At 72.4% G+C, this 25051-nt stretch carries 20 protein-coding genes and 1 pseudogene; 6 read left to right on the forward strand and 15 right to left on the reverse strand.

Annotation, left to right across the window (positions count from 1 at the left end; genetic code table 11):
• Positions 1–54: 54 nt before the first annotated feature.
• Positions 55–699 (reverse strand): hypothetical protein, encoded by a 645-nt coding sequence (locus ACFZDL_RS39090; protein ID WP_353595245.1) that lies wholly within the window; start codon positions 697–699, stop codon positions 55–57.
• A gap of 280 nt (positions 700–979) precedes the next feature.
• Here ACFZDL_RS39090 and ACFZDL_RS39095 point away from each other — a divergent pair, with 280 nt between their 5' ends.
• Positions 980–3130 carry a helix-turn-helix domain-containing protein gene (locus ACFZDL_RS39095; RefSeq protein WP_353595246.1) on the forward strand — a complete coding sequence of 717 codons (2151 nt, stop codon included), beginning with the start codon at positions 980–982 and terminating at the stop codon, positions 3128–3130.
• A 43-nt stretch (positions 3131–3173) separates the two neighbouring features.
• On the opposite strand, the gene ACFZDL_RS39100 is transcribed toward ACFZDL_RS39095, so the two are convergent.
• Complete coding sequence (locus ACFZDL_RS39100) at positions 3174–6608, reverse strand: hypothetical protein (RefSeq protein ID WP_353595247.1); 3435 nt, start codon at positions 6606–6608, stop codon at positions 3174–3176.
• Between the two features lie 200 nt (positions 6609–6808).
• On the opposite strand from ACFZDL_RS39100, the gene ACFZDL_RS39105 reads away from it, so the two are divergent.
• A complete protein-coding gene (locus tag ACFZDL_RS39105; protein WP_353595248.1) occupies positions 6809–8278 on the forward strand; it encodes an aldehyde dehydrogenase family protein in 1470 nt (489 codons plus the stop codon).
• Between the two features lie 87 nt (positions 8279–8365).
• Positions 8366–9847: a hypothetical protein gene (locus tag ACFZDL_RS39110; RefSeq protein ID WP_353595249.1), complete on the forward strand. Its 1482-nt coding sequence runs from the start codon at positions 8366–8368 to the stop codon at positions 9845–9847.
• Here the strand turns inward: ACFZDL_RS39110 and ACFZDL_RS39115 are convergent.
• The 3 genes from ACFZDL_RS39115 to ACFZDL_RS39125 form a co-directional block, all read right to left on the reverse strand.
• On the reverse strand, positions 9831–10832 hold the full coding sequence (locus tag ACFZDL_RS39115) for a zinc-dependent alcohol dehydrogenase family protein (protein ID WP_353595250.1): 1002 nt from the start codon (positions 10830–10832) through the stop codon (positions 9831–9833). The genes ACFZDL_RS39110 and ACFZDL_RS39115 overlap by 17 nt on opposite strands.
• Before the next feature lie 123 nt (positions 10833–10955).
• The gene (locus tag ACFZDL_RS39120; RefSeq protein ID WP_353595251.1) at positions 10956–11804 is read right to left on the reverse strand and encodes a hypothetical protein; all 849 of its coding nucleotides are present in this window, start codon (positions 11802–11804) and stop codon (positions 10956–10958) included.
• A 36-nt stretch (positions 11805–11840) separates the two neighbouring features.
• Positions 11841–12632 carry an IclR family transcriptional regulator gene (locus ACFZDL_RS39125; RefSeq protein WP_353595252.1) on the reverse strand — a complete coding sequence of 264 codons (792 nt, stop codon included), beginning with the start codon at positions 12630–12632 and terminating at the stop codon, positions 11841–11843.
• A 192-nt stretch (positions 12633–12824) separates the two neighbouring features.
• Here ACFZDL_RS39125 and ACFZDL_RS39130 point away from each other — a divergent pair, with 192 nt between their 5' ends.
• From ACFZDL_RS39130 to ACFZDL_RS39140, 3 genes are all read left to right on the forward strand, one after another.
• Positions 12825–13085, forward strand: coding sequence for a hypothetical protein (locus ACFZDL_RS39130; protein WP_353595253.1), 261 nt, complete (start codon positions 12825–12827; stop codon positions 13083–13085).
• Positions 13086–13381: 296 nt separating this feature from the next.
• Positions 13382–15394 carry a GDSL-type esterase/lipase family protein gene (locus tag ACFZDL_RS39135; RefSeq protein ID WP_353595254.1) on the forward strand — a complete coding sequence of 671 codons (2013 nt, stop codon included), beginning with the start codon at positions 13382–13384 and terminating at the stop codon, positions 15392–15394.
• Between the two features lie 548 nt (positions 15395–15942).
• The gene (locus ACFZDL_RS39140; RefSeq protein ID WP_353595255.1) at positions 15943–16824 is read left to right on the forward strand and encodes a peptidoglycan-binding protein; all 882 of its coding nucleotides are present in this window, start codon (positions 15943–15945) and stop codon (positions 16822–16824) included.
• A 77-nt stretch (positions 16825–16901) separates the two neighbouring features.
• On the opposite strand, the gene ACFZDL_RS39145 is transcribed toward ACFZDL_RS39140, so the two are convergent.
• From ACFZDL_RS39145 to ACFZDL_RS39190, 10 genes and pseudogenes are all read right to left on the reverse strand, one after another.
• Positions 16902–17330, reverse strand: coding sequence for a lasso peptide biosynthesis B2 protein (locus ACFZDL_RS39145; RefSeq protein ID WP_353595256.1), 429 nt, complete (start codon positions 17328–17330; stop codon positions 16902–16904).
• On the reverse strand, positions 17327–17593 hold the full coding sequence (locus tag ACFZDL_RS39150) for a lasso peptide biosynthesis PqqD family chaperone (protein ID WP_353595257.1): 267 nt from the start codon (positions 17591–17593) through the stop codon (positions 17327–17329). The genes ACFZDL_RS39145 and ACFZDL_RS39150 overlap by 4 nt, the downstream gene beginning before the upstream one ends.
• Entirely contained in the window at positions 17590–19269 is a 1680-nt protein-coding gene (locus ACFZDL_RS39155) for an asparagine synthase-related protein (RefSeq protein ID WP_353595258.1), read from the reverse strand. Before ACFZDL_RS39155 ends, ACFZDL_RS39150 begins: the two co-directional genes overlap by 4 nt.
• Before the next feature lie 171 nt (positions 19270–19440).
• Complete coding sequence (locus tag ACFZDL_RS39160; RefSeq protein WP_014175268.1) at positions 19441–19581, reverse strand: lasso RiPP family leader peptide-containing protein; 141 nt, start codon at positions 19579–19581, stop codon at positions 19441–19443.
• 128 nt (positions 19582–19709) lie between these two features.
• Positions 19710–20633, reverse strand: coding sequence for an MBL fold metallo-hydrolase (locus ACFZDL_RS39165; protein WP_353595259.1), 924 nt, complete (start codon positions 20631–20633; stop codon positions 19710–19712).
• Complete coding sequence (locus ACFZDL_RS39170) at positions 20630–20815, reverse strand: DUF397 domain-containing protein (protein ID WP_353595260.1); 186 nt, start codon at positions 20813–20815, stop codon at positions 20630–20632. Before ACFZDL_RS39170 ends, ACFZDL_RS39165 begins: the two co-directional genes overlap by 4 nt.
• Positions 20812–21479, reverse strand: a pseudogene (locus tag ACFZDL_RS39175) (Scr1 family TA system antitoxin-like transcriptional regulator). The gene ACFZDL_RS39170 and the pseudogene ACFZDL_RS39175 overlap by 4 nt, the downstream one beginning before the upstream one ends.
• Positions 21480–21486: 7 nt before the next feature.
• The gene (locus ACFZDL_RS39180; RefSeq protein ID WP_353595261.1) at positions 21487–22995 is read right to left on the reverse strand and encodes a cytosine permease; all 1509 of its coding nucleotides are present in this window, start codon (positions 22993–22995) and stop codon (positions 21487–21489) included.
• Between the two features lie 183 nt (positions 22996–23178).
• The gene (locus tag ACFZDL_RS39185) at positions 23179–23826 is read right to left on the reverse strand and encodes a response regulator transcription factor (protein WP_353595262.1); all 648 of its coding nucleotides are present in this window, start codon (positions 23824–23826) and stop codon (positions 23179–23181) included.
• Positions 23823–24980, reverse strand: a complete 1158-nt coding sequence (locus ACFZDL_RS39190) for a histidine kinase (RefSeq protein ID WP_391193652.1) — start codon at positions 24978–24980, stop codon at positions 23823–23825. The genes ACFZDL_RS39185 and ACFZDL_RS39190 overlap by 4 nt, the downstream gene beginning before the upstream one ends.
• Positions 24981–25051 lie beyond the last annotated feature (71 nt).

Genomic DNA, 25051 nt, shown 5'->3' on the forward strand with positions numbered 1-25051 from the left:
ACACGCGGTGCCTCCGGGCGAGCGCCGCTTCCCGGTGGCTGCTCCCCCTGGGCGCTACTCCTGGTAGAGCTTGACGACCGCGGTCGTCGTGGTCCGCTGGAAGTCGGCCACCGGGGCCTGGTCATAGCCGCCCATCTCGCCCCACTGGACGATGGTCACGGTCCGCCCGTCGCGGCCCACCCCGAAGAGGTGGATGCCCGGCTCCGAGTCCGGGTACGAGGTGTGGACGCCGTAGACGTGGGCCCCGTCCTCGGCCTTGACCGCTCCGTAGTCCCGCCAGGAGGCGGTGCCCCCCGAGTGGTCCCGCTCCCAGTCGGCGGCGCAGTTCCGGATCTTCTTCTCGGCGGCCGCGGCCAGCTTGCGGGCGGCGTCCACGGTCCCGGTCCTGACGACGACCTGGCTCGCGCTCGTGTCGTACTCGGTCCAGAACGTCCGGTGGGTGGCGCCCGCCGAGGGCAGCGTGTTCTCGACGCAGAACGGGCCGTTCTCCGGCAGCCCCTTCGTGACGTCGCTCGCGTACCAGTCCGACTTCGGGTGCGGCGGCAGTTCCTTGGGCACCAGGTGAGCCGGAACCGCCTGAACGCTCGCCTGGGCCGGCCCGGCCCCTACGACGGCCACGGCGGCCGCGGTGACCACGGTGGCCGTGGCGAGGGTGCCGAGGCCGGCGCGGAGGGAGCGCTTGTGCTTGTGCCTGTGCATGAGGTGTTTCCCGTCTCTTCGGCCCGCGTGTGTGCGGACCGGATCTGCGCGGCCCGCGTCTGTGCGGCCCGAGTCTGTGATACGCCACGGCAGTCGCGGCGGCTGGTTTCCAGCGTGGGCTCCGTCGTGGCGCGGCCGCTACAGGTGACGTGGCATTCGGGACGCTGGAACGCCTGCACGTACTCTGACTTGGGGGAATAACAACAGCCTGGAACGCGGTCGCGGGACGGTGGAACCTGAGCGCGGGTGGCGGTGTATGGATTCGTGGGGGGTGGTTCAGGTGAGCAACGGGGAAGAGACCACGGAGTTCGCGGAGAGTCTGCGCGGGCTGAAGGACCGTTCGGGCCAAAGCTACGGCGCGCTGGCCGCGCGACTGCACGTCAGCACGTCGACGTTGCACCGCTATTGCAACGGCGACGCGGTGCCGGCGGAGTACGCGGCGGTGGAGCGCTTCGCGCGGCTGTGCGGAGCCTCGCCGGAGGAGCTGATCGCGTTGCACCGCCGGTGGATCCTGGCGGACGCGGCGAGACGTGCGGCCTCCGGCCGGGGCGGCACCCAGCGGACACCGGCGCCGGACGGCCCGCCCGGCCGCGCCACGGCCAGGCGCGGCCCAGCCACGCCGACAGTCGGCAAGCCCCATGCGGCTGGACAGACCGCCGATCCTCCCGCCCGAGCGGCGAAGGCAGCCGGAGCGCACGAGGCGGAAGGGCGAAACACCGACGCCCCCGACACAGGGCCCGACACCACCAGGCCCGGCCCAGCCGCCCCAGCAGCCGGCACACCCAAGGCGGCCGGCCAGACCCCCGGCCCTCCCGCCCAGGCGGCCGAGGCCGCCCAAGCCCACGAGGCGGGGCGGGACGCCGACTCGCACCGCCACCCGGCGGGGGCCGTCCGCGCCGCCGACCCGGCGGGGCGGAGCGACAGAGCGCAGGACGCGGCAGGGCTCACCGCCGACCGTCACGACGCGGTGGGGCAGACAGCCGCCGAAGGCGGCGGGGAGGAGCGGCGGTCGGCAGCCGGCACCCGGGGCGAACCACACGGAGCCGAGCGTCAGGGAGCGGATGACGGCCCGGCGGACGGCTCGCCGAGCCCCGCCGGGCCACGGAGCCCTTCCTCCACGGCCCGGGCGGATCACCGCTCGCCCGCGCCCATGTCGCTGGACGGCGAGCGGTCGGCGGCGGAGGCGCGCGGGTCCGCCGGCCCGGACGCCGACCCGGACGCCAGCCCGCCCAGCGGGCCCTCCACGCCCGCAGGCTCCCCCGCCGCCGCGCCCCGCGACGGCGGTCGGCCAATCGCTGACGGGGGAGCCCCGGGCCCCGCGGGGTCGGGTGGATCGCGGACCGGTCGGCAGGCCGGGCGCGCGGCGGGGGCCGCGGGAAGGGGCAGGGGCTCGGCGGGGCGCGGACGGTTGCGTTCCGTACCGGCGGTGGACGGCGCCGGGAGGCGGCCGGTCGGGCTCGGCGCCTGGCGTAGCCGGCCGTGGGGGATGGTGCTCGGGGCGGCCGCGGCGGCCGTTCTCGCCTTCACCGCCGTGGAGGTGCGGTCGTCCACGGGGGGCGAGCAGGAGGAGGCCGCCACGTCCCCCTCGTCTCCCTCGTCCGCCAGGCCCTCCGCGACGGCGTCCGGTATCGCGCCGTCGGCCCGGCCCACCGCGCGGGGCGAGCTCAAGAAGGACGACACGGCGGACGGTCGTGGGTCGGCTTCACCCAGGGGCGGCGAGCGGCGCGGCGGCGCGTCCGCCTCCGCGTCGCCCGCGCAGAGCGGATCCAGCGGCGGCGGCTCGGGCGGCGGCCAGGACGACAAGCCGGGCAGCGGCACCCCGCTCACCGTCAGCACCCGCTCCCACGTCTGGGAGAACCGCTGCGATCACCGCTATCTCATCGACCGTCCCCCGTCGCAGGTCGCCCCACCGCCCGTCGAGCAGGACGCCGCGACCTGGGCGTCCGCCCACGGCGCGGTGCACGGCGGCACGACGAACGTCGAGATGACGGTGAAAGGCCGCTCCGAGTCGGCCGTCGTGCTGCAGGCCCTGCACGTCCGGGTGGTGGGGCGGCGCACCCCGCTGGCCTGGTCCTCCTTCGCGATGGACAACGGCTGCGGCGGCTCCCTGACCCCCCGCGCCTTCTCCGTCGACCTGGACGCCGCCCGCCCCCTGGCCGTCCCGACGGACGGCAACGACGCCGGCGAGCCGATCCCCGCCGTCCGCTTCCCGTATCGCGTGTCCGACACGGACCCGGAGGTGCTGTTGGTCAACGCCCGCACGTCCGGCTGCGACTGCAGCTGGTATCTGGAGCTCGACTGGACCAGTGGCGACCGCGAGGGGACGATACGGATCGACGACCAGGGCGCGCCGTTCCGCACGAGTGGCGTCAAGGGGCGCCCGGAGTACGGCTATCAGTTCGAGCAACAGGGCTGGCGCCGGAATGGCTAGGCGTCATGCTCATGGGTCCCCGCCCGCACGCGCTCGCCGGTCCTTATTCCTGCGCGGTCGCCAGGAACAGCGCGGCATCGCGGACATCCGGGTGCGGGTGGCGGCGCAGCGCGCGCAGCCGGGCCCGCCAGGGCTCCGCCCATTGCGTACGAACGCCGGCCACGTCGGTGAGGGTGACGGCGAACAGCCCGGAGGCGAGTGCTCCGTCATCGCCCAGTTCCCGTGCGGCCCGCAGCAGGGCCTCGCTCCGGCCGGGCCGCGCGGCGGCGTGCAGCCGCTGGTGCAGGGAATCGGCGGTACGGGCCGCGAGTGCGGGCCGGGCGGCGTGCAGACGGGCCAGCCGGGCGAGCGCGGCGGTGAGCACTCCGGGCTCGGCGTCCAGGTCGACGGCGTTGACGAGCACATGGGCGGCGTCCGCGACGAAGGGTTCGTAGCCCGCGAGGAGTTCGGCCGCCGCGGTGGCCACGGGTCGCATCGTGCCCTGCCGCATCCGGCTCTGCCAGGCCAGTCTCCCGCTGATGCGCCCGATGCGGCGGCGGGCCGGGCGGTCCCGGTCCGGTTCGGCGTCGGGCGCCTGTGGATGGGCGTCGGCGGCGGCGAGGGCCGCGAGGACCCAGGCCAGGGGGTTGTCCTCGGGCATGCCGTCGGGGACGGCGGCCATCAGGTCGATCAGCGCGTCGGCGGCGGACTGCCAACAGGCCCGGTCGTCCAGGTCGGTGACGGCGGCCACCAGCACCGCCGCCGCGTCCGGCGCCCAGGGGGACCAGGTGGCGAGCGCGGCGTGGCCCGCCCGGGCGACCTCGGGGTCGTCGGTGTCGCACACGTCCCGTACGAGGCGGGCGTAGCGGGCCCGGTGGACTTCGGGCAGATCCAGCGGGCGGGTGCGCAGCACGGCCCACCGCAGTTCACGCCGCCCTCGGGCGGCGGCCGACAGCAGCTCCCAGACGGATTCGTGGCCGAGCAGCCCGGTCGCGAAGGCCACGCAGGCCGCCCGCACATCGTGGTGCTGGCCCGGCGCGTCGTACGCGTCGGCGAGCAGCACGGCGGCGTCGGGGCCCGGCAGCCGGGTGGCGGCCAGCCGTGCGGCCTCCTTCCGACTGGTGACCTTCGCGGGCACGGCAGCGCCCGCGGCGGCCGCGCGCTCCCCCGGCGCGAGCACCCCGCGCAGCAGCCCCTCCAGCCGAGACGGCGCCACGTACTGGGACGCCCTCGTGCCCGCGTAGACCGCCACCCGGGCCCGATCGCCACCCGCGTGGGCGAGCAGCAGGGGAAGGTGGTCCCCCGGGCGGTCGGTCCAGGCCAGGGCGGCGAGGGCCGCCTCCGCCAGGGCCACGTCGTCGGAGTCGGTCCAGGCCAGGGCGGCCTCGGAGCCGTGGTCCGGGATGCGCGCGGCGGCGGCGATCGCCGCCGTGCGCCGGTCGGTGCGCAGCGAGCCGTCGGCGGCGGTGCGGGCGAGGATGCGGGCCGCGGCGGCGCGCTGGCGGGGCAGCCAGCGGACGGAGCCGTGGTCGACCGGGGGCGTCCAGTGGCTGCCGGGCGTCAGAAAGCGGCCGTAGGGAGGGGTGTCGTCCAGCACGAGGTCGAGCAGGTCGGTCCGGCGGCGCGTCAGCACCGCGAGGACGGGCGGCAGCACGGCCGCGGAGGGCTCGAGCGCGAGCAGTTCGGCGACCCGCTCGTCGCGCCGCGCGGGGTCGTCCAGCCACAGCCCCACGGCCGTGCGGACCGTCGTGTTGCTGCCGAACTGGATCGCCTGTCGCAGCAGTCCCTGCAGCTCGGGCATGGCGTGTGCGCGCCGCCCGAGCGAGCGGGCGAGGGCGAAGGTCAGCTCGTGGTCGACCCGGTCGGCGCCCGCCTCCAGCCATGGCCGCAGCGCCTCGAAGACCGCCTGTTCCTGGCCGCGCCGCAGGGTGCGGTCGAGCCGGCCCAGGTCGGTGGGGCCGACGTTCCCCGCGAGCCGGGTGACGGTGCGCAGCGCCCAGCCGATCAGCTCCCGCCGGCCGGTGGCCGTGTGTTCCCGCAGGAGGGCGACGGCCAGGAGGCGCAGGGCCTGCCGGGTCTCGGGCGAGGAGTCGCGTGCCTCGATGGCGTCGGTGGCGATCCGGTCGAGGTGTTCCGCGGCCGCGTCGAGGAAGAGGGAGGGATGCGTTCCGGCCAGGGCGCGCAGCGCGGCCGACCGCACCGGGTCCTGCTCGTTGCGCAGCCGCTCCAGCAGGGCCAGCAGCGAGGTGATCGCGTCCGGGTCGCCGGAGCGGGCGGTGTTGCGCACGAGGAGCGGGTAGGCCAGCGCGCGGTCCTCGGCCGAGGAGCGGCGGGCGGCCCGCAGCAGCTCCTCGCGCGCCTCCTCGACAGGCAGATACGCGACCGACTCCAGCACCGTGGCCCAGTGCGCGCCGCGCTCACGCGCCCGTGCGGCCATCCGGCGCGCCTCCGCCTCCCGGCGCGGCCGGGGCAGCACGTCGAGCAGGGCGGGCTCCACATCGGCGCGGGTCAGGTCGCGCTCGGCGACGGCCGCGTCGAAGAAGTCGGGGCGGCGGGCGGGCGGCAGCGCGGCCAGCAGCCGGGACAGGGCCTCGGCGTCGTGGCCCAGCGCCCGCGCCAGGTCGACCAGTTCGGGCGGGTTCGCGCGGACCAGGCGCCGCAGTACGGCCCGCTCCAGGCCCCGCCCGCGCAGCACCGCGGCGTGTTCGGGCGCCAGCAGGAGCCGTATCGTACGGCCGGGCTCGGCGGCGGCCAGCGTGCCCAGCCGATGCCGCACGGGCAGCGGCAGGGCGCTGTGGCACAGCCGCTCCAGCAGCCCGAGGACCCGCTCCGGCTCGGTGCGCGCCGCGAGCGCGACGCACGGGGCGTGGCGGAGCCACCAGTCCTGGCGCAGCGCCTCGGGGAGTGCGGCCAGCTGCCGCTCGGCCTCGTCGAGGACCGCGGCGGGATGGCGGGGGGCGAGGGCGCGCCAGCTGTTGACGGCGTGGAAGAGGTCCGGGAGCAGCCGGGCGACGGTCTCGGGCCCGCAGGCGGGCAGCAGCCGGGCCGCCTCGGCGTCGCCCCATCGCTCCCGCAGGGGCTCGACGAGGCGGTCGGCGAGCGTGGTGCGCCGCCCGGCGACGACGGTACGGGCCAGCCGGCGCCGTATGGCGGCGGGGGCGTCCTCGAAGGCCGCCTCCAGGGCGGCGTCCGTGAGCTGTCCGCGGCGCGCGGCCTTGAGGGCGTGGCCGCGTACGAGGGGGTCGGGATCGGCCAGCCGCTGTTCCAGATAGCCGGTCCGGCCGCAGACCGCGGCGGCCGTTGCGGCCAGCGCCCGCTCGTACCCGCCGCGCTCCGACAGCTCTTCGAGCAGCCCCGCCAGTTGGCCGTGGGCGCTCGCCGCCCTCGCTCGCAGCGCCAGCTGCCGCATCCGGCTCGGGTAGGGCAGCGGGTCGAGGGCGGCGAGCAGTTCGTCGGCGAGGGCGCGCGGGGTGAGCGCGGCTTGCGGATCACGGACCATGGCAGGGATTGTGCATGCCGGGCGGCCGGCCGGGGACGTCGCCCCCGCGTCCCCCGTCGCTCCGGTATACGCGGCACCGTCCAGGCCGGACACATGGCACGCCGTGCGAGGCCGGGAGGCGCCACTTAGGCTCGGAATGTACGGGTTCATGTGCACTGCCTCGGGCGTGCGCACCGTCCCACCGAGCCCGGAGGCATCCCATGCCGGAGCTGTTCATCGGTGGCCAGTGGACCGCCGCTCTCGACGGACAAGTGAGGGAGATCCACTCCCCCGCGGACGGCACGCTGGTCGGCACGGTCGACGAGGCCGGCCCCAAGGACGCCTCCGCCGCGGTGGAGGCCGCCCGGGACGCGTTCGACCGCGGCCCGTGGCCCCGCCTGCCCGCCGCGGAGCGGGGCGAGCTGCTGCTGCGCGTCGCCGACCTGCTGCGGCGCGACAAGGCCGAGCTGGCCCGCGCCGAGTCGATGGACACCGGGAAGCGGCTGGTCGAGAGCGAGTACGACCTCGACGATGCCGCCGCCTGCTTCCGCTGGTTCGGCGGCCTGGCCGCGGCCGACGGGGCGGACCGGGTCGTGGACGCGGGCCGCCCGGAGATCGACAGCAGGGTCGTGCACGAGCCGGTCGGCGTCTGCTGCCTGATCGCCCCCTGGAACTACCCGCTGCTGCAGAGCGGTTGGAAGGTCGCCCCCGCGCTCGCCGCCGGCGACACCTTCGTCCTCAAGCCCAGCGAGCTGACCCCGCACTCCGCGATCGGCCTGATGCGGCTGCTGGCGGAGGCCGGGCTGCCGGCGGGCGCCGGCAATCTCGTCCTGGGCACCGGGTCGACGGTGGGCGCGCCGCTGACCACGGACGAGCGGGTGGACATGGTGTCGTTCACCGGCGGTGTGCCCACCGGGCGGTGGATCATGGCCGCCGCCGCGCCCACGGTCAAGAGGCTCGCCCTGGAGCTCGGCGGCAAGAACCCCACTGTGGTCTTCGCCGACGCCGAGTTCGACGCCGCCGTCGACCACACCCTGACCGCCATCTTTCTCCACTCAGGACAGGTCTGTTCGGCCGGTGCCCGGCTCCTCGTCCAGCAGGAGCTGCACGACGCGTTCGTCGACGAGATCGTCCACCGTGCCCGCAGGATCCGGCTCGGCGGCCCGTTCGACGAGAACGCCCGTGCCGGCCCGCTGATCTCCGCCGGGCACCGCGAGAAGGTCGCGATGTATGTGGCGGCCGGACTGGACGAGGGCGCGGTGCTGCGCTGCGGCGGGACGCCGCCGGCCGACCCGATGCTGGAGGGCGGCTACTTCTACCTGCCGACCGTGCTGGACGACTGCACCCCCGACATGTCCGTCGTCCAGGAGGAGTCGTTCGGCCCGGTGCTGACGGTCGAGCGGTTCCGCGACGAGGACGAAGCGCTCGCGCTGGCGAATGACACCGTCTTCGGCCTGGCCGCGGCGGTGTGGACGCAGGACGCCGCCCGGGCCCACCGGATGGCCTCGCGGCTGCGCGCCGGGACGGTGTGGGTCAACGACTTCCACCCCTGTGTGCCGCAGGCCGAGTGGGGTGGAATGAAGCAGTCGGGCACGGGGCGGGAGTTGGGCCGGACGGGGCTGGCCGAATACCAGGAGACCAAGCACATCTGGCGCAACACGGCCCCGAGCCCACGGCGCTGGTTCGGGTAGCGGTCGTACGGATTGACGGCCGGGCGAAGCGGGTTAATCTCGCGATTCAAGCACTTCAAAGGTTGCTCGATTACGGGGGGAATGGCTGTGCAATCGCCTCATGGCATCTGGGAGGCCGCTGACCTGGCGGAGCGTCGGCTCGCCGGGGTGGCGCTCAATCCGTCCGCTCCGGAGGAGGTCCTGTTACGGCTGCTCGCCGACGACTCACCGGCCGTACGGATGGTGCTGTGCCGGGACCGGGTCCTGCCCGACGCCGTGGTCGAGGCCGCGCTCAGGCACCCCGACACCTACACCCGCAGCTTCTTCGCGCGCAATCCCCACGTGGATCCCGCCCAGCGGGTACGGCTGATAGACGATCCGGAGTGGTTCGTCCGCGTCCATCTCGCCGAGGCGCCCCGAATGTCGCTTGAAGTGCCCATCAGACCACTACCCGACTGGGCGGTCGTGCGCATGATCAGCACATACGACAACGAAGCCCTCGGGGGCACGTTCTACCGCCAGATCTCCATCGGGCTGTGGCGGTCCATGCCGACTCATCCCGTCGCCAAGGTCCGCTGTTGGGGAGTCCAGTCGTGGGATCGCCTGTCCGCCGACACGCGGACCGCACTGCTGGCAGACCCCGATGAGGAGGTCCGGGAACGCGCGCTGATGCATGCGGAATGGGATGATCCGGCGACGTCGGATCTCACCTTCCTCGAGGGCGCGCTCCACAGACGCGGCTACTCGCTGATGCGCAGGGGCCTCAGCAGGGCTGTCGTGGACAGCGCCCTCGCCGATCCGGACGGGACGAACCGGATGTTGATCGCTCCCAACCCCGGTCTGCCCGCCGATGTGGTGGTCCGCCTTGCCGCCGATCCGGACCCGAAGGTGCGCGAGGCGGTCGCGGGCCGCCCGGACCTCGGGCCGGCCGAGCGCCGCGCGCTCGCCGTGGACCCCGATCCGACGGTGCGGCTGGCCGTGTCCGCACACCCCGCGCTGAGCGAGGAGGAACGGGCCGCCATCGACTACGAGGTCCCCGTCGACGACTGCTTCCACTACATGCCGGAGCCCTACATTCTCCGGGACCCCGAGGACGTGCGCCGGGACGCGCTGTCCGGCCACCCGATGCTGCGGCGGAAGGCGGCCGTCGACCACAGGCTGCCGCCCGACCTCGTGGCGCGGCTGGCCGGGGACGACGATCTCGGCGTACGCGTCCTGCTGGCCCAGAACCATCCGGACGCCCCGGCGCGGCTCCTGCTGCGCGGCTTCCTGGAGTACACCGGCCACAACCGCCAAAGCCTCACCGCCCGCCCGAACTTCCCGACCACCGGACTGGCCGTCTACGCCGACCACGAGGACCCCGAGGTCCGAGCCCTGGCCGCCCGCGACCCCGAGACCGCCCCGGCGACCGTGGAACGGCTCAGCCGCGACCCCGACCCCGCCGTACGGACCGCGATGGCGCGCCACCCGAGGCTCCCGCATCCCCGGCTGAAGGAACTCCTCGATGACGAGGAGCTGGCCCACCCCGCCGCCGCGAACCCGGCACTGCCCCAGGAGACGATCCGTCAGCTGCTCAGCGGTCGACAGTGACGACGATCTTGCCGACCTGGGCGCCCGCCTCCATGTACCGGTGCGCTTCGACGATCTCGTCCAGGGCGAAGACGCGGTCCACGACGGGGCGGAAGGCACCGGTGCGCAGGCCGGAGGAGACGAACGCCTCGGCGCGGCGCAGCCGCTCCGGGTGCGCGGTCAGCTCGCGGGTGACGGTGTACGTGCGCATGTTGAGCGCGGGCATGCCGAGTTCGAACCCGGGATAGGGAGTCGCCTCGCCGCTCAGCGCCCCGTACAGAAAGAGCGTGCCGCCGGGGGCGACCGCCCTGGCCAGGTCCACCACGCCCGGGCCGGCGACGGCGTCGAAGACGAACTCGGCGCCCCGCCCTCCGGTGAGGCCACGGACGCGATCAGCGACGTCCTCCTCGTCGGTGACGATCACTTCGGCCGCCCCCGCCTTGAGCAGCGCGTCCTTCTTGGCACCGGTGCGCGTGGTGGCGATGGGTACCGCTCCGACGCGCTGGGCGATCTGGATCGCGGCCAGGCCCACGCTGCTGGAGGCCGCGGTCAGCACGACCGTGTCGCCCGCGCGCATCCCGCCGACGTCCACGAGCGCCCCATAAGCCGTCAGATACGGCATCCACACCGCGGCGCCCTCCACCGCGTCGAGCGCGTCGGGGCGGTGCACCACCGCGGCCGCGGGGACGATCGCGCGCTCGGCGTAGACGCCGTAGTCGTTCATCGAGAACGCGGGCACCACGCTGACCGCCTGGCCGACCTCGAACCCCGTCACCTGCGCGCCGACAGCCTCGACCACGCCCGCGGCCTCGGCGCCGAGCCGGGCGGGGAACTCCTTGACGGGCTCGATGTAGTGGCCGCCGCGGAAGAGCGCTTCGGCGCGGTTGAGACCGATCGCGTCCACGCGGATCAACAGCTCTCCCGGGCCGGGGTCGCCGACCTCCACGTCGTCCAGCCGCAGCACCTCGGGCCCGCCATGCTCATGGAACCGCACTGTTCTGGCCACCGCACATCCCCGTTCCGATCGACGACGGCGGCGCGAGGCCGCGCCGCCGTGCCCCAACCCAAACGGAAAGTACGACGGCTGTCAAATTTTGACGGCTATCGAAGCTCGATGGCCGTGCCGGGGCTACGTCCGCCCACCGTAGAAACACAGACGGCCGTCGATCCGGAGCGGGCGCCCCGGCGGAAGTGGCGACTCCAACCGCCCGTCCACCGGAATGCCCGACCAATCGATGCTCAATGGTTCGCCACCCGGCCCGGTTCGCGTTCGGGCGTTCAGGTCGTACTCGGCAATGCGCTGCCCGGGCCGGTGAATCTGCAGAAACGTCTGCTTCGCGCCCGCGTCCTCGCCCTCGTCCTCGTCCTCGTCCGAATCCTCCTCGCCCTCGTCCCATTCCTCCTCGTCCCACTCCTCTTCGTCCCCGTGATTCGGCGGCGCGAGAAGGTCCGTGAACTTCTCATCGATGTGAGCACGCGCCTCAGCGACAGAGCTGAACAGCAGAAATCCGGTGTCCCAGTCGTTGTTGGAAATCCAGAATCCCCAACGCAGCAAGGCGAATCCATGACGCCCGTGGCTCATCCCGCTCCGCGGCGGCCGACGGCCGGGCGCCTCGAGGGCCGCTCGCGCCGCCTGGACCGCCTGAGTCGCGAGGGGGCCGCTTACGCCGGCCTTGTCGTACTTCCCCATACCGCCCAGCAAAGTGCCGTCTTCATCATCGAAATCACACGCCACCGTGAACAACACGGCATGCCGCAGGGCGAACGTCGCGGCCGTCGAACGCAGGACGGCAAGGGTGGCGGCGGCCTCCTCGTCTCCGGAGGCCGACACTTCCCCGGCCTCGTCGAAACAGCGCCCCACATCGGCCAGCAATCCGGGAATCTCCCGCTCGCCGTCAGAATGCCTGAGGTAATACTCACAGGTGGCGAGCAGGCTGTTCGCGCGCAGCAATGCGGCGTTCGGATTTCCCGCAGTCATGGGGCGGCAGCCTACCGGCCGGGGGAAATGGCACGGCTAGCGCCACTGAGGGGCCGCCCCGGCGGCGCCGGGCGCCGCGGCTTCGATCCGGCCCCGGATCTCGCGCATGACGGTGACGATCCGCCGCTCGTGCTCCTCGGTCAGCCTGGCCGTCGGCACCGAGCAGCTGATCGCGTCGATGGCGGGCGAGTCGTACCGCAGGGCGAATCCGAAGCCCGCGATGCCCACCACACCCTCCTCCCGGTCGATCGCATAGCCCCGCTCCCGCGCCTGTGCCAGGTCCGCGACCAGCGAGGCGCGGTCCGTGTGGGTGTTGGGCGTCAGCTGTTCCCAGGGGCCGTCGGGCAGGGGCAGCTCGCGCTCGTCCCGCTCGGCGAGGAGGGCCTTGCCGAGCGCGCCGGCGTAGGCCGGGAGCCTGCGGCCGACCCGGCTGAAGGGGCGCAGGTACTCGTGCGACTCGCGGGTGGCAAGGTAGATGACGTCGCCGCCGTCGAGCCGGGCGAAGTGGATGGTCTCGCCGAGGGCGTCGGACGCCTCGTCGAGGTAGGGCCGCGCGGTGCGTACGCGCGGATCGCTGTCGAGGTAGTTGGTGCCGGTCAGCAGGGCACGGATGCCGATGCCGTAGAGCGAGCCGGTGGCGTCGGTGCGCACCCAGCCGCGGTCGATCAGCGTCTGCAGCAGCGCGTACATGCTGCTGCGCGGCACCCCGAGCTCATCGGCCAGCTCACGCAGCCGGGCCGGGCGGTCACCGCGCGCGGCGAGCAGCTCCAGCAGCTCCACGGTGCGGGCCGCGGACTTCACTTCGCGTACGCCGCCGGTATCGGACATGGGTCAGATCGTAAACGGCGCACCACTCGCGGACGAACGGGCGGCGGCGGACGGCCCACGCGCCGAAACCGGTCGAAGCCCGACGCGCGTTGTCGCTTATCGCATTACGGATGCGCCGACCGGGATGAGGCGGGACACTCTCAGTCCGAGGAACGGGACCGTACCGAGTCACGGGACCAGCGGAGGATGTTCATGCACTCACCGCAGGACGCGAGCGAGGCGGTCGGCCTGATGTGGGACCTGGTCAGCGCCCTGGAGAACGGGGAGCGGGACTATGTCGACTGTGGGGCCGAGCTCGTACAGCTCACCTTTGTGCAACAGCCGTACATGATGCGGGAGGCACTGGCCGAGTTCGAGCGGCAAGTGGCGCTCGATCCGGCCCCCGCGGGGGCGGTGTCGGAGATCGTGGAGACCGTCCGGGACGTCATCGGCAGCCCTGACGAAACCTTTTGACGGGCTTTCGACTGGGACTTTCGACCGGAATTTTCGAACCTGACCGCCTCTCTTGACGTTGAACCGATTCAACGCTTCCATCGTGGGCGCGCCCGCGATGGGAGCGCTCCCGAGGAGGTTCCCGGGCCGGTACCCGCACCCGCCCACAGAGAGGACGGCCCATGCCGCCGATCACACCCCCCACCAGGAGCACCGGGGCCACCAGGAGCACCGGGGCCACCAGACCCACCAGGCCCACCGGGAGAACCTCCGCCCGCGCGGCCGCACGCACGGCACGCGCGGTGCTTCTGCTTGTCATGACCACGTCCTTGCTGGTCTGGGGCCTGAGCCTGGGCGGCACCCGGGCGCACGCCGCCCAGACACCCGCCGCCCAGGCACCCGCCGCCACGGCCCTGGGCAACGGCTCGGTGACCGATCCGAACATCTCCTACGTCGGCCGCTGGGATGTGAGCTCGGGCACCGCCGCCGTGCCCAACTGGACCGGCGGCTACCTCCAGACGGCGTTCACCGGGACGACCGTGAAGGTCAAGGCCCGCGACGCGGTGAACTTCTACGCCAGCGTCGACGGCGGCGCCGATGTCTTCTACGCGGGCGTCAGGGGCACCGTCAACCTCACCCCGCAGCCCCTCCCCCAGGGCAACCACACCCTCCGGATCTCCTACCGCTCGGGCGACACCGTCTTCCAGGGCCTCGTGCTGGACTCGGGCGCGGGCACGATCAGCCCGCAAGTGCCCCCGAAGCTGATCGAGTTCGTCGGGGACTCCATCACCGCCGGCGCCCTGACCGACCGGCTCGCGCTCGACTCGTACGGCTGGAAGACCGGCGAGAAGCTGGGGATGCGGCACACCCAGATCGCCCGCTCGGGCTACTGCCTGGTCGGCAAGGACGGCTGCACGGGGCTGGCCACCCAGTTCTTCAAGACCGCCTCCACCGGCGACCAGAACTGGGACTTCTCCCGCTACCAGGCGAGCGCGGTCGTCATCAACCTCGGCACCAACGACGTCGGGCACAGCGTCACGGGCGCCGAGTTCCAGTCGGCGTACACCAACCTCCTGCGCGACATCCGCGCCAAGTACCCGAACGCGGCCCTCTTCGCGCTCCAGACCCTCAAGAAGCGCTATGTGACCGAGACCAAGGCCGCCGTCAGCGCCCGCACCAGCGCCGGGGACACCAAGGTCACTTACGTCGACACCACGGGCTGGCTCACCGACGGCACGGACTACGAGGACGGCAACGGGCACCCCAACGAGTCCGGCCACACCAAGTTCGCCAACCGCCTCGCACCGGTGATCTCCTCGAAGCTGGGCACCACCGCCGCCCAACCCGCCGCCGCCACCCGGGCCACCACCACCGCCGCCAAGTCCGCGGCCGTCGCCCCCGGGGCCCCGGGCGACCCGAACATCAAGTTCTCCGGCCGCTGGGACACCAAGAGCTCCGCCACCGCCTACACCCCCTACTGGGCCGGCGCGTACTTCCGCACCGGTTTCACCGGGCGCACCGTCAAGCTCAAGCAGCGCAACGCGATCGACCTGTGGGCCAGTATCGACGGCGGTCCGGCCGTCTTCTTCGACGAGGCCAAGGGAACGGTGAACCTGACCCCGACCCCGCTGTCCGCCGGAAACCACACCCTGCAGGTCAACTACCAGGTGGTCGCGGGCTCCTACCACGGTGACGCGGTCTTCCAGGGGCTGACCCTGGACAGCGGGGCCACCACCTTCACGCCACCCACTCCGAAGAAACTGATCGAATTCGTCGGCGACTCGATCACGGTCGGCACCACGACCTCCCAGAACGCGCGCACCGCGTACGGCTGGCTGATCGGCGAGCGCCTGGGCGCCGACCACACCCAGATCGCCCAGGGCGGCGCCGCGCTGGTGGACACGGCGGACGACCGTATGAGCCTGGAGCAGCAGTTCACCAAGCTGAATCCGAACGCGGCCACACCCGACTGGGACTTCTCCCGCTACCAGGCGAACGCGGTGGTCATCAACCTCGGCACCAACGACGTGGGCCGCGGCGTGACCTCGGCTCAGTTCCAGGCCGCGTACTCCAGCCTGCTGCGCAAGGTCCGCACCGCCTACCCGAACGCCTGGATCTTCGCTCTGGAGACCTTCCGCGGCCGTTTCGTCCCCGAGACCCAGGCGGCCGTGACCGCCGCCGTCAGCGGCGGCGACAGCAAGGTCTCCTTCGTCGACACCACGGGCTGGCTGGCCTCCGACGAGCTCTCCGACTCCGTCCACCCGAACGACAAGGGCCACCGCACCATCGCCGACCACCTGGCGCCCATCATCTCCGCCAAGCTCGGCTAGCGGCCTCGTACGCACCACACCCCGCGGGTCTCCGGTCGCCGACCGGGGGCCCGCGTGCGCCTTATCCCAGGGTCCACCGGACCTCAAAGCGGCGCGCCGAAGTGTTCGCCGATTCGGCGCGTTCCCGCCGCAGCCACCCCGCCCTCGTGCTCTTTGATCAGTAATGACCGCTGCAATGCTGCTGCATAATGCCCCACTCAAGCGGGAATAGAGAGAAAGCGATCTAGAATTCCGATACCGGCGAGATGACCGGAACACCTTCTTGACCTGCCCTTACCAGGGGAAAGACACTCATAAGCACTCATGTGGGCCTGCGAACCGATTTCGCGGGAGTGTGACGGGGGGACCATTGGAGAAAAAACACCGCTCCGGGGATAACTGGCTGATCTCGACCCGTATGGCCATCGGCGCCGTCGAGCGGCCGACGCTCGCGGCGGAGGTCAAGGCGGAAGCCGAAGCGAAGAAGTGAAGGTCGGGCACGCGCGGTTTGAGCCCCGCACCGACGACATCCGTACATCACCAGGTATCCCCTGTGAAGGAGCACGACGATGGCCACTCCCCTGACCGCCGACCGCCTCCTGAAGGCACTGCGCGACGAGGGACTGGAAGTCCACGAAGTCCGCAGCTGGCGCACCCACAACCGCAACTCCAAGGGCCCGTGGGGCCCGGTGAACGGGGTGATGATCCACCACACCGTCACCAAGGGCACGGACTCCTCGGTGGCGCTGTGCTACGACGGCCACTCGGCCCTGCCCGGACCGCTGTGCCACGGCGTCATCGACAAGTCGGGCGCGGTCCACCTGGTCGGCAACGGCCGCGCGAACCACGCCGGCCTCGGAGACGGCGATGTGCTCAACGCTGTCATCAACGAGACGGCGCTGCCCCGCGACAACGAGGCCGACACGGACGGCAACCGCCACTTCTACGGCTTCGAGTGCATCAACCTCGGCGATGGCGAGGACCCCTGGCCGGAGGCGCAGAAGCTGGCCATCGAGAAGGTGTCCGCGGCCATCTGCCGGGCTCACGGCTGGAGCCAGCGGTCGGTGATCGGCCACTTGGAGTGGCAGCCGGGCAAGGTGGACCCGCGCGGCTTCTCGATGGACACCATGCGCTCCCGTATCGCCAAGCGCCTGGGGGCCACGCCGGACGGCCCCGCCCCGCAGCAGCCCAAGCCGCCCGCGACGTATGAGCCCTTCCCGGGCTCGGCGTTCTTCCAGAACGGCCGCGAGAGCAGGATCATCACGGCGATGGGCAAGCGTCTGGTCGCCGAGGGCTGCGGCAGATACGAGGAGGGGCCGGGCCCAAAGTGGACCGAGGCGGACCGCAAGTCGTACGCGGCCTGGCAGCGCAAGCTGGGGTACTCCGGCGAGGACGCGAACGGCATCCCGGGCCGTAAGAGCTGGGACAAGCTGCGGGTCCCGAACGTGTAGCCCCCCGATTTGTAGTGAGTATGAGACAGCGACACGCCGACGTTACGGCGTGTCGCTGTCTCATACTCACTACAAACTCATGACTCTCCCCGGGCCACCGGGGCGACGGACAGCAGCGGCCGGTAGTGGCCCGCCGGATAGGGCTCCCCGACGGGCTCGCCCGCGACCTCGATCCAGGCGTGTGCCTCGAACGGGCTGGTGCGCACGCCGGTGCACCAGGTGGGCCACACGCCCCGGCTTCGGCACAGCAGGGCTGCCGCGATGGACCGCTGCAGACAGGCCTGGCCCGCACAGCGCAGGCTCACCGCCACCACGGCCCGCCGGGCGGCGAGCGCCTGTTCGGCGGTGGCGGGCCGGGCGCCACGGCGCAGCGACTCCAGCACCGCGCGGACCCGGGCCGGCTTGGCGCGCGCCAGCAGCCGGGCCGCGACCACGGCGAGCCAGGGCGCCACCCGCCGGTGGAGCGGCAGCCGGTCCCGGTCGGCCAGGGCCATGGGGGCGCTCATCGGGCCTCGTCGAGCAGGCGTGCGGCGCGCAGCTGGGCCACCAGCCGGGAGACGTCGCGCCTGGCCGCGTCGGAGTCGAGGCGGTGGCGGGCGGCCAGTTCGTCGGCGGCCTGGTCGTCCGTACGGCCGTCCAGCAGGGTCTTCAGCACGAACACCCCGGTGGGGTTGAGCTGCCAGTAGCGGCCGGTGCGCTGGTGGAGCAGCACGGCTCCGTCATCGGTCTCGGCCATGGACACGTCCTGACGCAGATTCAGGGACATCATCGCTTCCCGGGAAGTTTCGCAAGAGGTTGAGGTTGCCGTGCCGCGCGGGCCCAGGTCTCACAGCCCAGAAGCTTTTCGGTGGTGATGTCCCTGGAGATGTCGGCATGCGGGGTCAGCAGGTAGTCGCGGAGGGCCCCCGGGGACACCAGACCCATGTCGGCCAGGGCGGAGTCGGAGAACACCTCCAGCAGCGCGGAGAGGTTGCGCTGCCGCCCGGCCCGTACGTCGGCGCTGAAGTCACCCTTGGTGGTGCGGGCCAGCACCACGTCCGGGACCAGCCCCCGCATGGACTCGGCCAGCAGCGGCTTGTAGCGCCAGGGTGTGACGCGCTCGTGCAGCCGCACCGCCAGCGCCGCCTCCACCACCCGGTCGTCCAGATACGGCTGGTGCAGGGCCACCCCCGCCCCGGCGAACAGCCGGGACACCTGCCGGTACGCCGGGGCGGTGATCCGCAGCGCGGTGAGGTACTGGTGCTGGCCCCGGTCCTCGGCGTACGGGGCGGCGTGTTCGGCGGTGGCGCGCAGCGCCTCGCGCGCGGCGGCCACCGCGTCGTCGGTCGCCCACGCCGGGGCGCGCAGCGGTGTCAGGCCCCAGCCCAGCGCGGGGGCTCTGCGCGGCGGGGCCGGGCTGGTCAGCCGCTCGGCCTGGGTCAGCCACCACTGGGCGGGGCGCTCCGCCCTTACCAGCCGGGCGAGGACCGCGGCGAGCGGCCAGCGGCTGAGCGCGCGGTGTCCGCGCAGGTGGCGGATCGCGGTCAGGGGGTGGCGGCGGGCCAGCCGGTGCAGATAGCCGGGGAACGCGCTGAAGAGCTCGTCGGCTCCGTGCCCGGCCAGATGGAGGCGGGACCCGTGCTCGGCGAGCAGCCGGGCGGTGTGCCGCACGCGGGCCAGGGTGCGCGAGAACAGATACGGCCGTTCGGGGTCGGCCAGGGCCCAGGGGTCGGTGAAGATCGGTGGCAGCTCGTCCTGGGCCACCACCAGATGGTGTGCGTCGGGCAGCGAGCGTGCGGCCCGCGTGGCGAAGTGGGCGTCGTCGTTGCCCGCCTCGGCCTCGGCCCAGCGGAAGGTCAGCAGCTCGGGGGTGTGGCGCGCGGCCAGGAAACTCAGTGAGGTCGAGTCCATGCCGCCGGACAGATCCGCGCTGAGCCCGCCCCCGTCCCGCCGCCGCCCGTCCACCGCCGTGATCAGCGCGGCCCGCAGCTCCGCCGCGCCCGCCTCCAGGCCGAGTTCGGGATCGGGGGCCCGCCACCACCGCGCCTCGCGCGCCCGGCCGCCCGGCTCAAGCAGCAGACAGTGGTCGTGCGCCACCGTGGACACGCCCGCCCATACGCTCCGGTCGGCGAGCGGTGGCGGCAGCATGCCACCGCATACGACACGGGCGGCCAGCGCGCCCTCGTCGATTCCGCCCCCGGTCATCGCCGCGAGCACATCGGCCCGGTCGGCGGCGATCGGCACCTCGCCCAGCCGGGTGTGGAACACCTGGCGCAGGCCGGTCACACTCCCCTGTACGCGTGTCGTGGCGTCGACGGCGGCCACCAGATGGAAGCTGCCCGGCAGGGCCCGTGCCACGGCGTCCACATCGGCCGGCGTACGGACCCGTCGGCACAGCTCCTCGAGCCGGCCGGTGGTGACCGGGCAGAACCCGATCACCACCAGTCGCACGGGCCCGGTCGCCACCTGACGGATCTCATCCGGCTCCCACCGCCCCACCAGCCAGGGTCGGCCTGACGGGTGCGGTATCGAATCAGGGGCCTCAAAGGGATACGCATCAAACAAGAGCTCTGTATCCGGCACGTCCGGAAGGACGACAAACCCGGCGCTCATCTCAAACGGTCCGGAGGGTTACCCTCACCCCCAGCCCTGCTCACCGAGCACGTCCTCGTACCGGTGGCCGAACCCCAGCGTGTCCTCCGAGAACTCACCCACGGCCACCAGGGCCGGCGGCTCGTAGCTCTCGACGGTCTCATCCGATCTCGCCTGCATCTCCATGGGTTTTCCTCCAGAGATAGGTCCAGTGAATCGACCCCGAGGTCGCCCACTGATTACCCTCCCGTCGAGAAACCATGCGACTCACCCGCCCCAGTTGCCACCATTCGGCAGCTTCCTGACGCATCGGCTCAGACCCGTGTCGGCAGCGACCCTCCGTTGTAGGCGATGGCGTCGGCGAACGTCGCGAAGGGGTCGTAAGCGCCACCACGGCGGTCCGCGTACGCCCGGTGCAGATTGAGCACGATGCGCTCGGCGTCGGGCAGTTCGGCGAACTCACCGAGCGAGCAGGCCCGCGCCGCCTCCAGCGGCGTCAGCCCGTCGCGCAGGCCCGCCTCGGCGGTCTCCAGCACCAACCGGTAGTAGCGCCGGTGGGTGTCCAGCACCTCGGGCAGCGTGTTCGCGTCGATGAGCGGGCCGTGTCCGGGGACGACATGCTCGGGCTCGAACGCCGCGATCCAGTCGAGCGAGCGCAGCGCGCCCTCCACGGAGCCCATGAACACCAGCGGGTTGACCTGGTGGAAGAGCAGATCCCCGGCGAACAGAACACGCTCCTCGGGAAGCCATGCGACGGCGTCCCCCGGGGTGTGCGCGGCATATCCGGGGTGGTGCAGCTCGATGCGCCGCTCCCCCACGTGCAGCGTCAGCGCCGTACGGAAGGTCACCCCGGGCGGCCGCCGGGTCACCCCGCCCCAGTCCGGGACCGGATGCCAGGCGGGCGGACACCCGTCGATCACGGTGTCGGCCAGGATCCCCTGGCGCGTCGCCTCATGCGCGATGATCACGGTCGTCTCGGGCAGCAGGCTGTTGCCGTGGGTGTGGTCGCCGTGCAGATGGGTGTTGACCGCGTACCGCACCGGCGCACCGCCCGTGGCCTGATCCACCGCGCGCAGGAAGTTGCGGACGCGGCGCTCGGTGGCGCAGGTGTCGACGAGGACGACCCCGTCGTCCGTGGCCACGACGCCCGCGTTGTTGACCCACCACGAGCCGTCGGGCTGCACCCAGGCGTGCACCCCGTCGGCGAGGGGATGCAGGGTGCCGGTCTCCTCGGTCATCGGTGCGCGGCGAACCGTACGAACTGGGTCCAGCCGTCACGGCTGACGGCGAAGGGGGGACGCGTCACGTCCTTGGAGTCCCGTACATGGATGGCCCCCTCTGTGATGGCAACCTCGACGCAGTCGTCGCCCTGCGTGCCGCTGTAACTGGACTTGAACCAGGTGAGTTCCGTCCTGCTCATAGCTCTCCTCGCAGTCGCTTCAACAGGCCCCGCGAGTCTTGGGGGTTCAGGGCCTGCGAGCGCAGTGTGTCATAGCGCTGGTACAGGAGGCTCACCTCCTTCTGGCCAGCGATCAGCCGTCCGGTCTGCTGCCCCTCGGAGTAGGCGAGCCGCCGTCCCTCCGGGGCTCTTCCACGATGAAGCCGAACGGAACGCTCGGCCGCTCGCGCAGCGTCTTCTGCCGCGCCAGCCGGGCCGTGACCTGCGCTTCCATTTGCGCGTCTGTCAGCAGCGGGATGCTGTTGTCGAACACCGCCCGCACATACGCCTCCGACTGCAACAACCCCGGCACCAGCCTGCACTGATACGTGCACAGGCTCACCGCAGTGCGCTCCAGCCGCGCCCACCGCCGGAACCACGCCGCGAGCCCCGGCTCGCCCCGCGTCAGATGCGGCGCAGACTTCCGCAGCGCGCCCGTGTTCCCCAGCGCCTCCTCCCCTCTCTCCACAAACGACTCGTCCGGCATCCGCCGCCCCAGCTCCACCGACTCCACCGTGTGCTTCGAGAACCGAACCAGCTCCGCGAACTCAACCCGGCTGAGCCCCGCGTGCTCGCGCAGGGCCTGGACGACGGCCCCGACGGTCCGCAAACTGTCCTCGGCCGGAGCGGCGGTCTGGGGCCACAGCCACGCGTCAGGCCGTACCGTCCGCCGGGAGCGCCGCGACGCTCCGGCTCCTGCCGCCGCTCACCGCGAGGTACAGCAAGCCGGAGACGGCGACCCCGATGAACCAGCTGTACGGCCCGAGCGTCGCGCTGTAGTCAGCCGGGCCGTAGACCGGGAGGAGGCTGGAGAAGACCGCGCCGACGGCGGCTGCGGCGAAGGCGCGGATGTTCCAGCCGCCCTGGAAGCGGAACTCGCCGTTCTCCCGGTAGAGGGCCGCGACGTCGATCCGCGACTTCCGGATCAGGTAGTAGTCCACGACGATCACGCCGAAGATCGGGCCCATGGTCGAGCCGATGGCGTTGACGAAGCTCGGCGCGTTGTCCCACGGGTGCAGCGGGTAGAGCAGGAGCGCGATGACGGCGGCGAGGAGGCCACCGCGCCGGAAGTCGATGTACTTCGGGGCGAGGTTGGCGAAGTCGAAGGCCGGGCTGACGAAGTTGGCGACGACGTTGATGCCCAGCGTGGCGACCGCGAAGGTCAGGGCGGCGAGCAGGACGAGAAAGACGCTGTCGAACTTGGCGGAGATCTCGGCCGGTTCCAGGATCACCTGGCCGTACACCTTGCTGGCCGCGGCCGTGGTCAGAGCGGCGACGAACGAGAAGAGGATGAGGTTGACCGGCAGCCCCCAGACATTCCCCTTGCGCAGCGTCTTCTCGTCGGGCACGAATCGCGCGAAGTCGCCGAAGTTGAGGAACAGCGCGGCGAAGTAGGTGACCCAGGTCGCCGCGATCGCCGCGATCGCGGCCAACGAGCCTGGGGTCACGCTCAGGCCCGTCGAGCTCTTGGCGAGCGTGGCGAGTTTGTCGGCCGGCATGTCGACCGAGAAGGACAAGGCGCCGGCCTTGACCGACAGCGCGACGGCGAGGACCAGCATCATCAGCCAGACGACCGGCCCGGCGAAGTCCTGGAAGCGGCGCACCGTCTCCATTCCCTTGCTGATGATCAGCAGCTGGGCGGCCCAGACCCCCAGAAAGCACACCACCTCCAGGCCGCTGTGCCCCAGCAGGTGGGTCGTCTCATGGAGGTGTCTGGGGCCGCTGTAGCGGGTGAGGAACGCGACGATCGCGCCGGCCGCCGCGCTGGTCTGCGCCCCGTACCAGAAGGTGGCGACCACGGCCCGTACCAGCGCCGGGACGTTCGCGCCGAAGGTGCCGAACGACGCCCGGGCGAGCACCGGATACGGCACGCCGGTCCGCACCCCCGCCTTGCCGATCAGCGTCATCAGCCAGTAGATCACCAGCGAGCCGGCACCGATCCCGATGATGAACTTGAAGGTGCCGCCCGCGACGAGGAACAGGCTGGCAGCCAGGAAGTAGCCGTACAGGCTGTGCACGTCCGAGGTCCAGACGTTGAAGACGCTGAACGCTCCCCACTTCCGTTCGGAGGCCGGAGCCAGGTCGTCGTTGTAGAGCCGGGGCGAGTGCTCCGACCCCGGGGTCGAGGTCGAGGTGGATGCCGTGTCCTTCGTCGTCGTCACGCTTGCTCCTTGCCGAGTCGACGTGCGAGGCACCTCTACGCTGCCGCGCCGCAGACAAGGTGCACAGATGACGTACAGGGAAGGGGCGGTGCTTTTCGTCCCTGTTCCGGGGACGTGACGGACACGTCAACACGTTGAAAGTCGCATTTCAGTAGACGGAAATAGTGATGACCGCGGTCTGTGTCAGCCGAGACCGGCGTCGCGGGCCAGGAGGGCCGCCTGGAGGCGGTTGGTGACCTCGAGCGCGGTCAGGATGCGGCTGACGTGGGCTTTGACCGTGCTCTCGCGCATGCCGAGGTCGGTCGCGATATCGGCGTTGGTGCAGCCACGGGCGAGGAGTGCCAACACCTGGTGTTCGCGCGGGGTGAGTTGTTCGAGCCGGGTGCGGGCGGCGGCGGCCCGGGGCTGGTTGGCCTGGTGGTAGTGGTCGATGAGGCGGCGGGCCGCGGTGGGGTGGAGCATGGCCGATCCGGTGGCGACGAGGTGGACGGCGCGCAGGATCTCGGCGGGGTCGGCGTCTTTGAGGAGGAAGCCGTCGGCTCCGGCGGCCAGGGCGTTGTAGACGTACTCGTCGAGGTCGAAGGTGGTCAGGGTGATGACCTTCGGAGGGTGGGGCAGGGCGCGCAGGCGGGCGGTGGCGGTGATGCCGTCCATGCGGGGCATGCGTACGTCGACCAGGGCGACGTCGATGCGGTGAGCGGTGGCGAGTTCGATGGCGTGCAGGCCGTCCGATGCCTGGGCGACGACGTCGACGCCTTCGTCGCCGTCCAGGAGGTCGGCCAGCCCCAGGCGGACCAGGGCGTCATCGTCGACGATCATGGCGCGAATCATGTCCGGGGGCCGTTCTGGTCGGTGTGTGCGGGACGGTCGGTGTGTGCGGGGTGGGGGATGCGGGCGGCCAGGCGCCACGTACCGGCGCCGTGGGGGCCGACGTCCAAGTGTCCGCCAAGCGCGCTGACCCGCTCGCGCAGGCCCACCAGTCCGAAGCCGGAGGGGGCGGTGTGCGGGGCCGGGGCGCCGGGGGCGTTGGTGACCTCAACGAGGGTGGCGGGCGGGCCGTAGTCGAGGCGGATGCTCACCGGCGCGCCCGCGGCGTGTTTGCGGGCGTTGGTCAGCCCTTCCTGGAGCAGGCGGTAGACGGCCAGGCGGTGGGCGGCGGGAGCCTGTTCGGGCCGCCCCTGGACGTCCGTGTCGACCTGTTGGCCGGCCGTGCGTGCCTGCTCGATCAGTTCGTGCACATCGCGCAGCACGGGTGCGGGTGCGGCATCGGCGGGGGTGGTGTGGGGGTGGCGCAGGGTGCCGAGGACATCGCGCAGATCGGCCAGGGCCTGGGTGGAGGCGGTGCGCAGCAGGGCGAGGCGGTCGGCCACCGGGGCGGGCAGTGTGTCCGCCTTGGTGGTCAGGACCCCGGTGTGCAGAGCGATGAGGCTCAGGCGGTGGGCCAGTACGTCGTGCATCTCGGCGGCGATCCGGGAGCGTTCCGCGGCGCGGGCGGACTCCTCCCGTAGCTCCCGCTCGATGCGCAGATGCTCGACCTGGGCGTTCAACGCCCCCACCAGGCGGCGGCGGTTGCCCATCCACAGCCCGCCCACCACGGCCAGCAGCAGGAACAGGCTGGCTCCGTACTGCTGCGGCCGCCACAGCGAGGCCGCGGCAGGCGCCACCGCGCCTACGGCCAGGACGGCGGCGCCGCAGCCCACGGCCACCGCGGCGCGGCGGTGGGCGGCCAGGTCGAACAGGGTGAGCAGCAGCAGCGGCAGCATGGGCCACCCCCACACCCCCGTCGCCGCGGTGGCCAGAAGCGGGGCGACGAGCCAGTGGCTCCGGCGCGCCAGCAGGGCCGATCCGCAGAGCACCGCGGCCGCGGTGCATGGTGTCACGTACCGGCCGCCGGCGAGCACGGCGCCGTTCTGGACGGCGCCGGCGGTCAGCAGCAGCACTAGGCCGTAGCGCCCGTACGCGGTCCACGGGTTTCTCTGACTCACCCCGGAATCGTAGGCAGGCGGTTGACGGGCGCTCCTCCGACGATCTTCCACGTCGACCCCCTACTTTCGTC

Source organism: Streptomyces sp. NPDC007917 (assembly GCF_042959105.1).
In the GTDB taxonomy this organism is placed as follows: Bacteria; Actinomycetota; Actinomycetes; order Streptomycetales; family Streptomycetaceae; genus Streptomyces.

Excerpts from the sequence above, each read along its gene's own strand:
- ACFZDL_RS39090 (WP_353595245.1), bottom strand. The coding sequence starts at position 699 with ATGCACAGGCACAAGCACAAGCGCTCCCTCCGCGCCGGCCTCGGCACC.
- ACFZDL_RS39100 (WP_353595247.1), bottom strand. The coding sequence starts at position 6,608 with ATGGTCCGTGATCCGCAAGCCGCGCTCACCCCGCGCGCCCTCGCCGAC.
- ACFZDL_RS39105 (WP_353595248.1), top strand. The coding sequence starts at position 6,809 with ATGCCGGAGCTGTTCATCGGTGGCCAGTGGACCGCCGCTCTCGACGGA.
- ACFZDL_RS39120 (WP_353595251.1), bottom strand. The coding sequence starts at position 11,804 with ATGACTGCGGGAAATCCGAACGCCGCATTGCTGCGCGCGAACAGCCTG.
- ACFZDL_RS39125 (WP_353595252.1), bottom strand. The coding sequence starts at position 12,632 with ATGTCCGATACCGGCGGCGTACGCGAAGTGAAGTCCGCGGCCCGCACC.
- ACFZDL_RS39130 (WP_353595253.1), top strand. The coding sequence starts at position 12,825 with ATGCACTCACCGCAGGACGCGAGCGAGGCGGTCGGCCTGATGTGGGAC.
- ACFZDL_RS39135 (WP_353595254.1), top strand. The coding sequence starts at position 13,382 with ATGACCACGTCCTTGCTGGTCTGGGGCCTGAGCCTGGGCGGCACCCGG.
- ACFZDL_RS39140 (WP_353595255.1), top strand. The coding sequence starts at position 15,943 with ATGGCCACTCCCCTGACCGCCGACCGCCTCCTGAAGGCACTGCGCGAC.
- ACFZDL_RS39145 (WP_353595256.1), bottom strand. The coding sequence starts at position 17,330 with ATGAGCGCCCCCATGGCCCTGGCCGACCGGGACCGGCTGCCGCTCCAC.
- ACFZDL_RS39150 (WP_353595257.1), bottom strand. The coding sequence starts at position 17,593 with ATGATGTCCCTGAATCTGCGTCAGGACGTGTCCATGGCCGAGACCGAT.
- ACFZDL_RS39160 (WP_014175268.1), bottom strand. The coding sequence starts at position 19,581 with ATGGAGATGCAGGCGAGATCGGATGAGACCGTCGAGAGCTACGAGCCG.
- ACFZDL_RS39165 (WP_353595259.1), bottom strand. The coding sequence starts at position 20,633 with ATGACCGAGGAGACCGGCACCCTGCATCCCCTCGCCGACGGGGTGCAC.
- ACFZDL_RS39170 (WP_353595260.1), bottom strand. The coding sequence starts at position 20,815 with ATGAGCAGGACGGAACTCACCTGGTTCAAGTCCAGTTACAGCGGCACG.
- ACFZDL_RS39185 (WP_353595262.1), bottom strand. The coding sequence starts at position 23,826 with ATGATTCGCGCCATGATCGTCGACGATGACGCCCTGGTCCGCCTGGGG.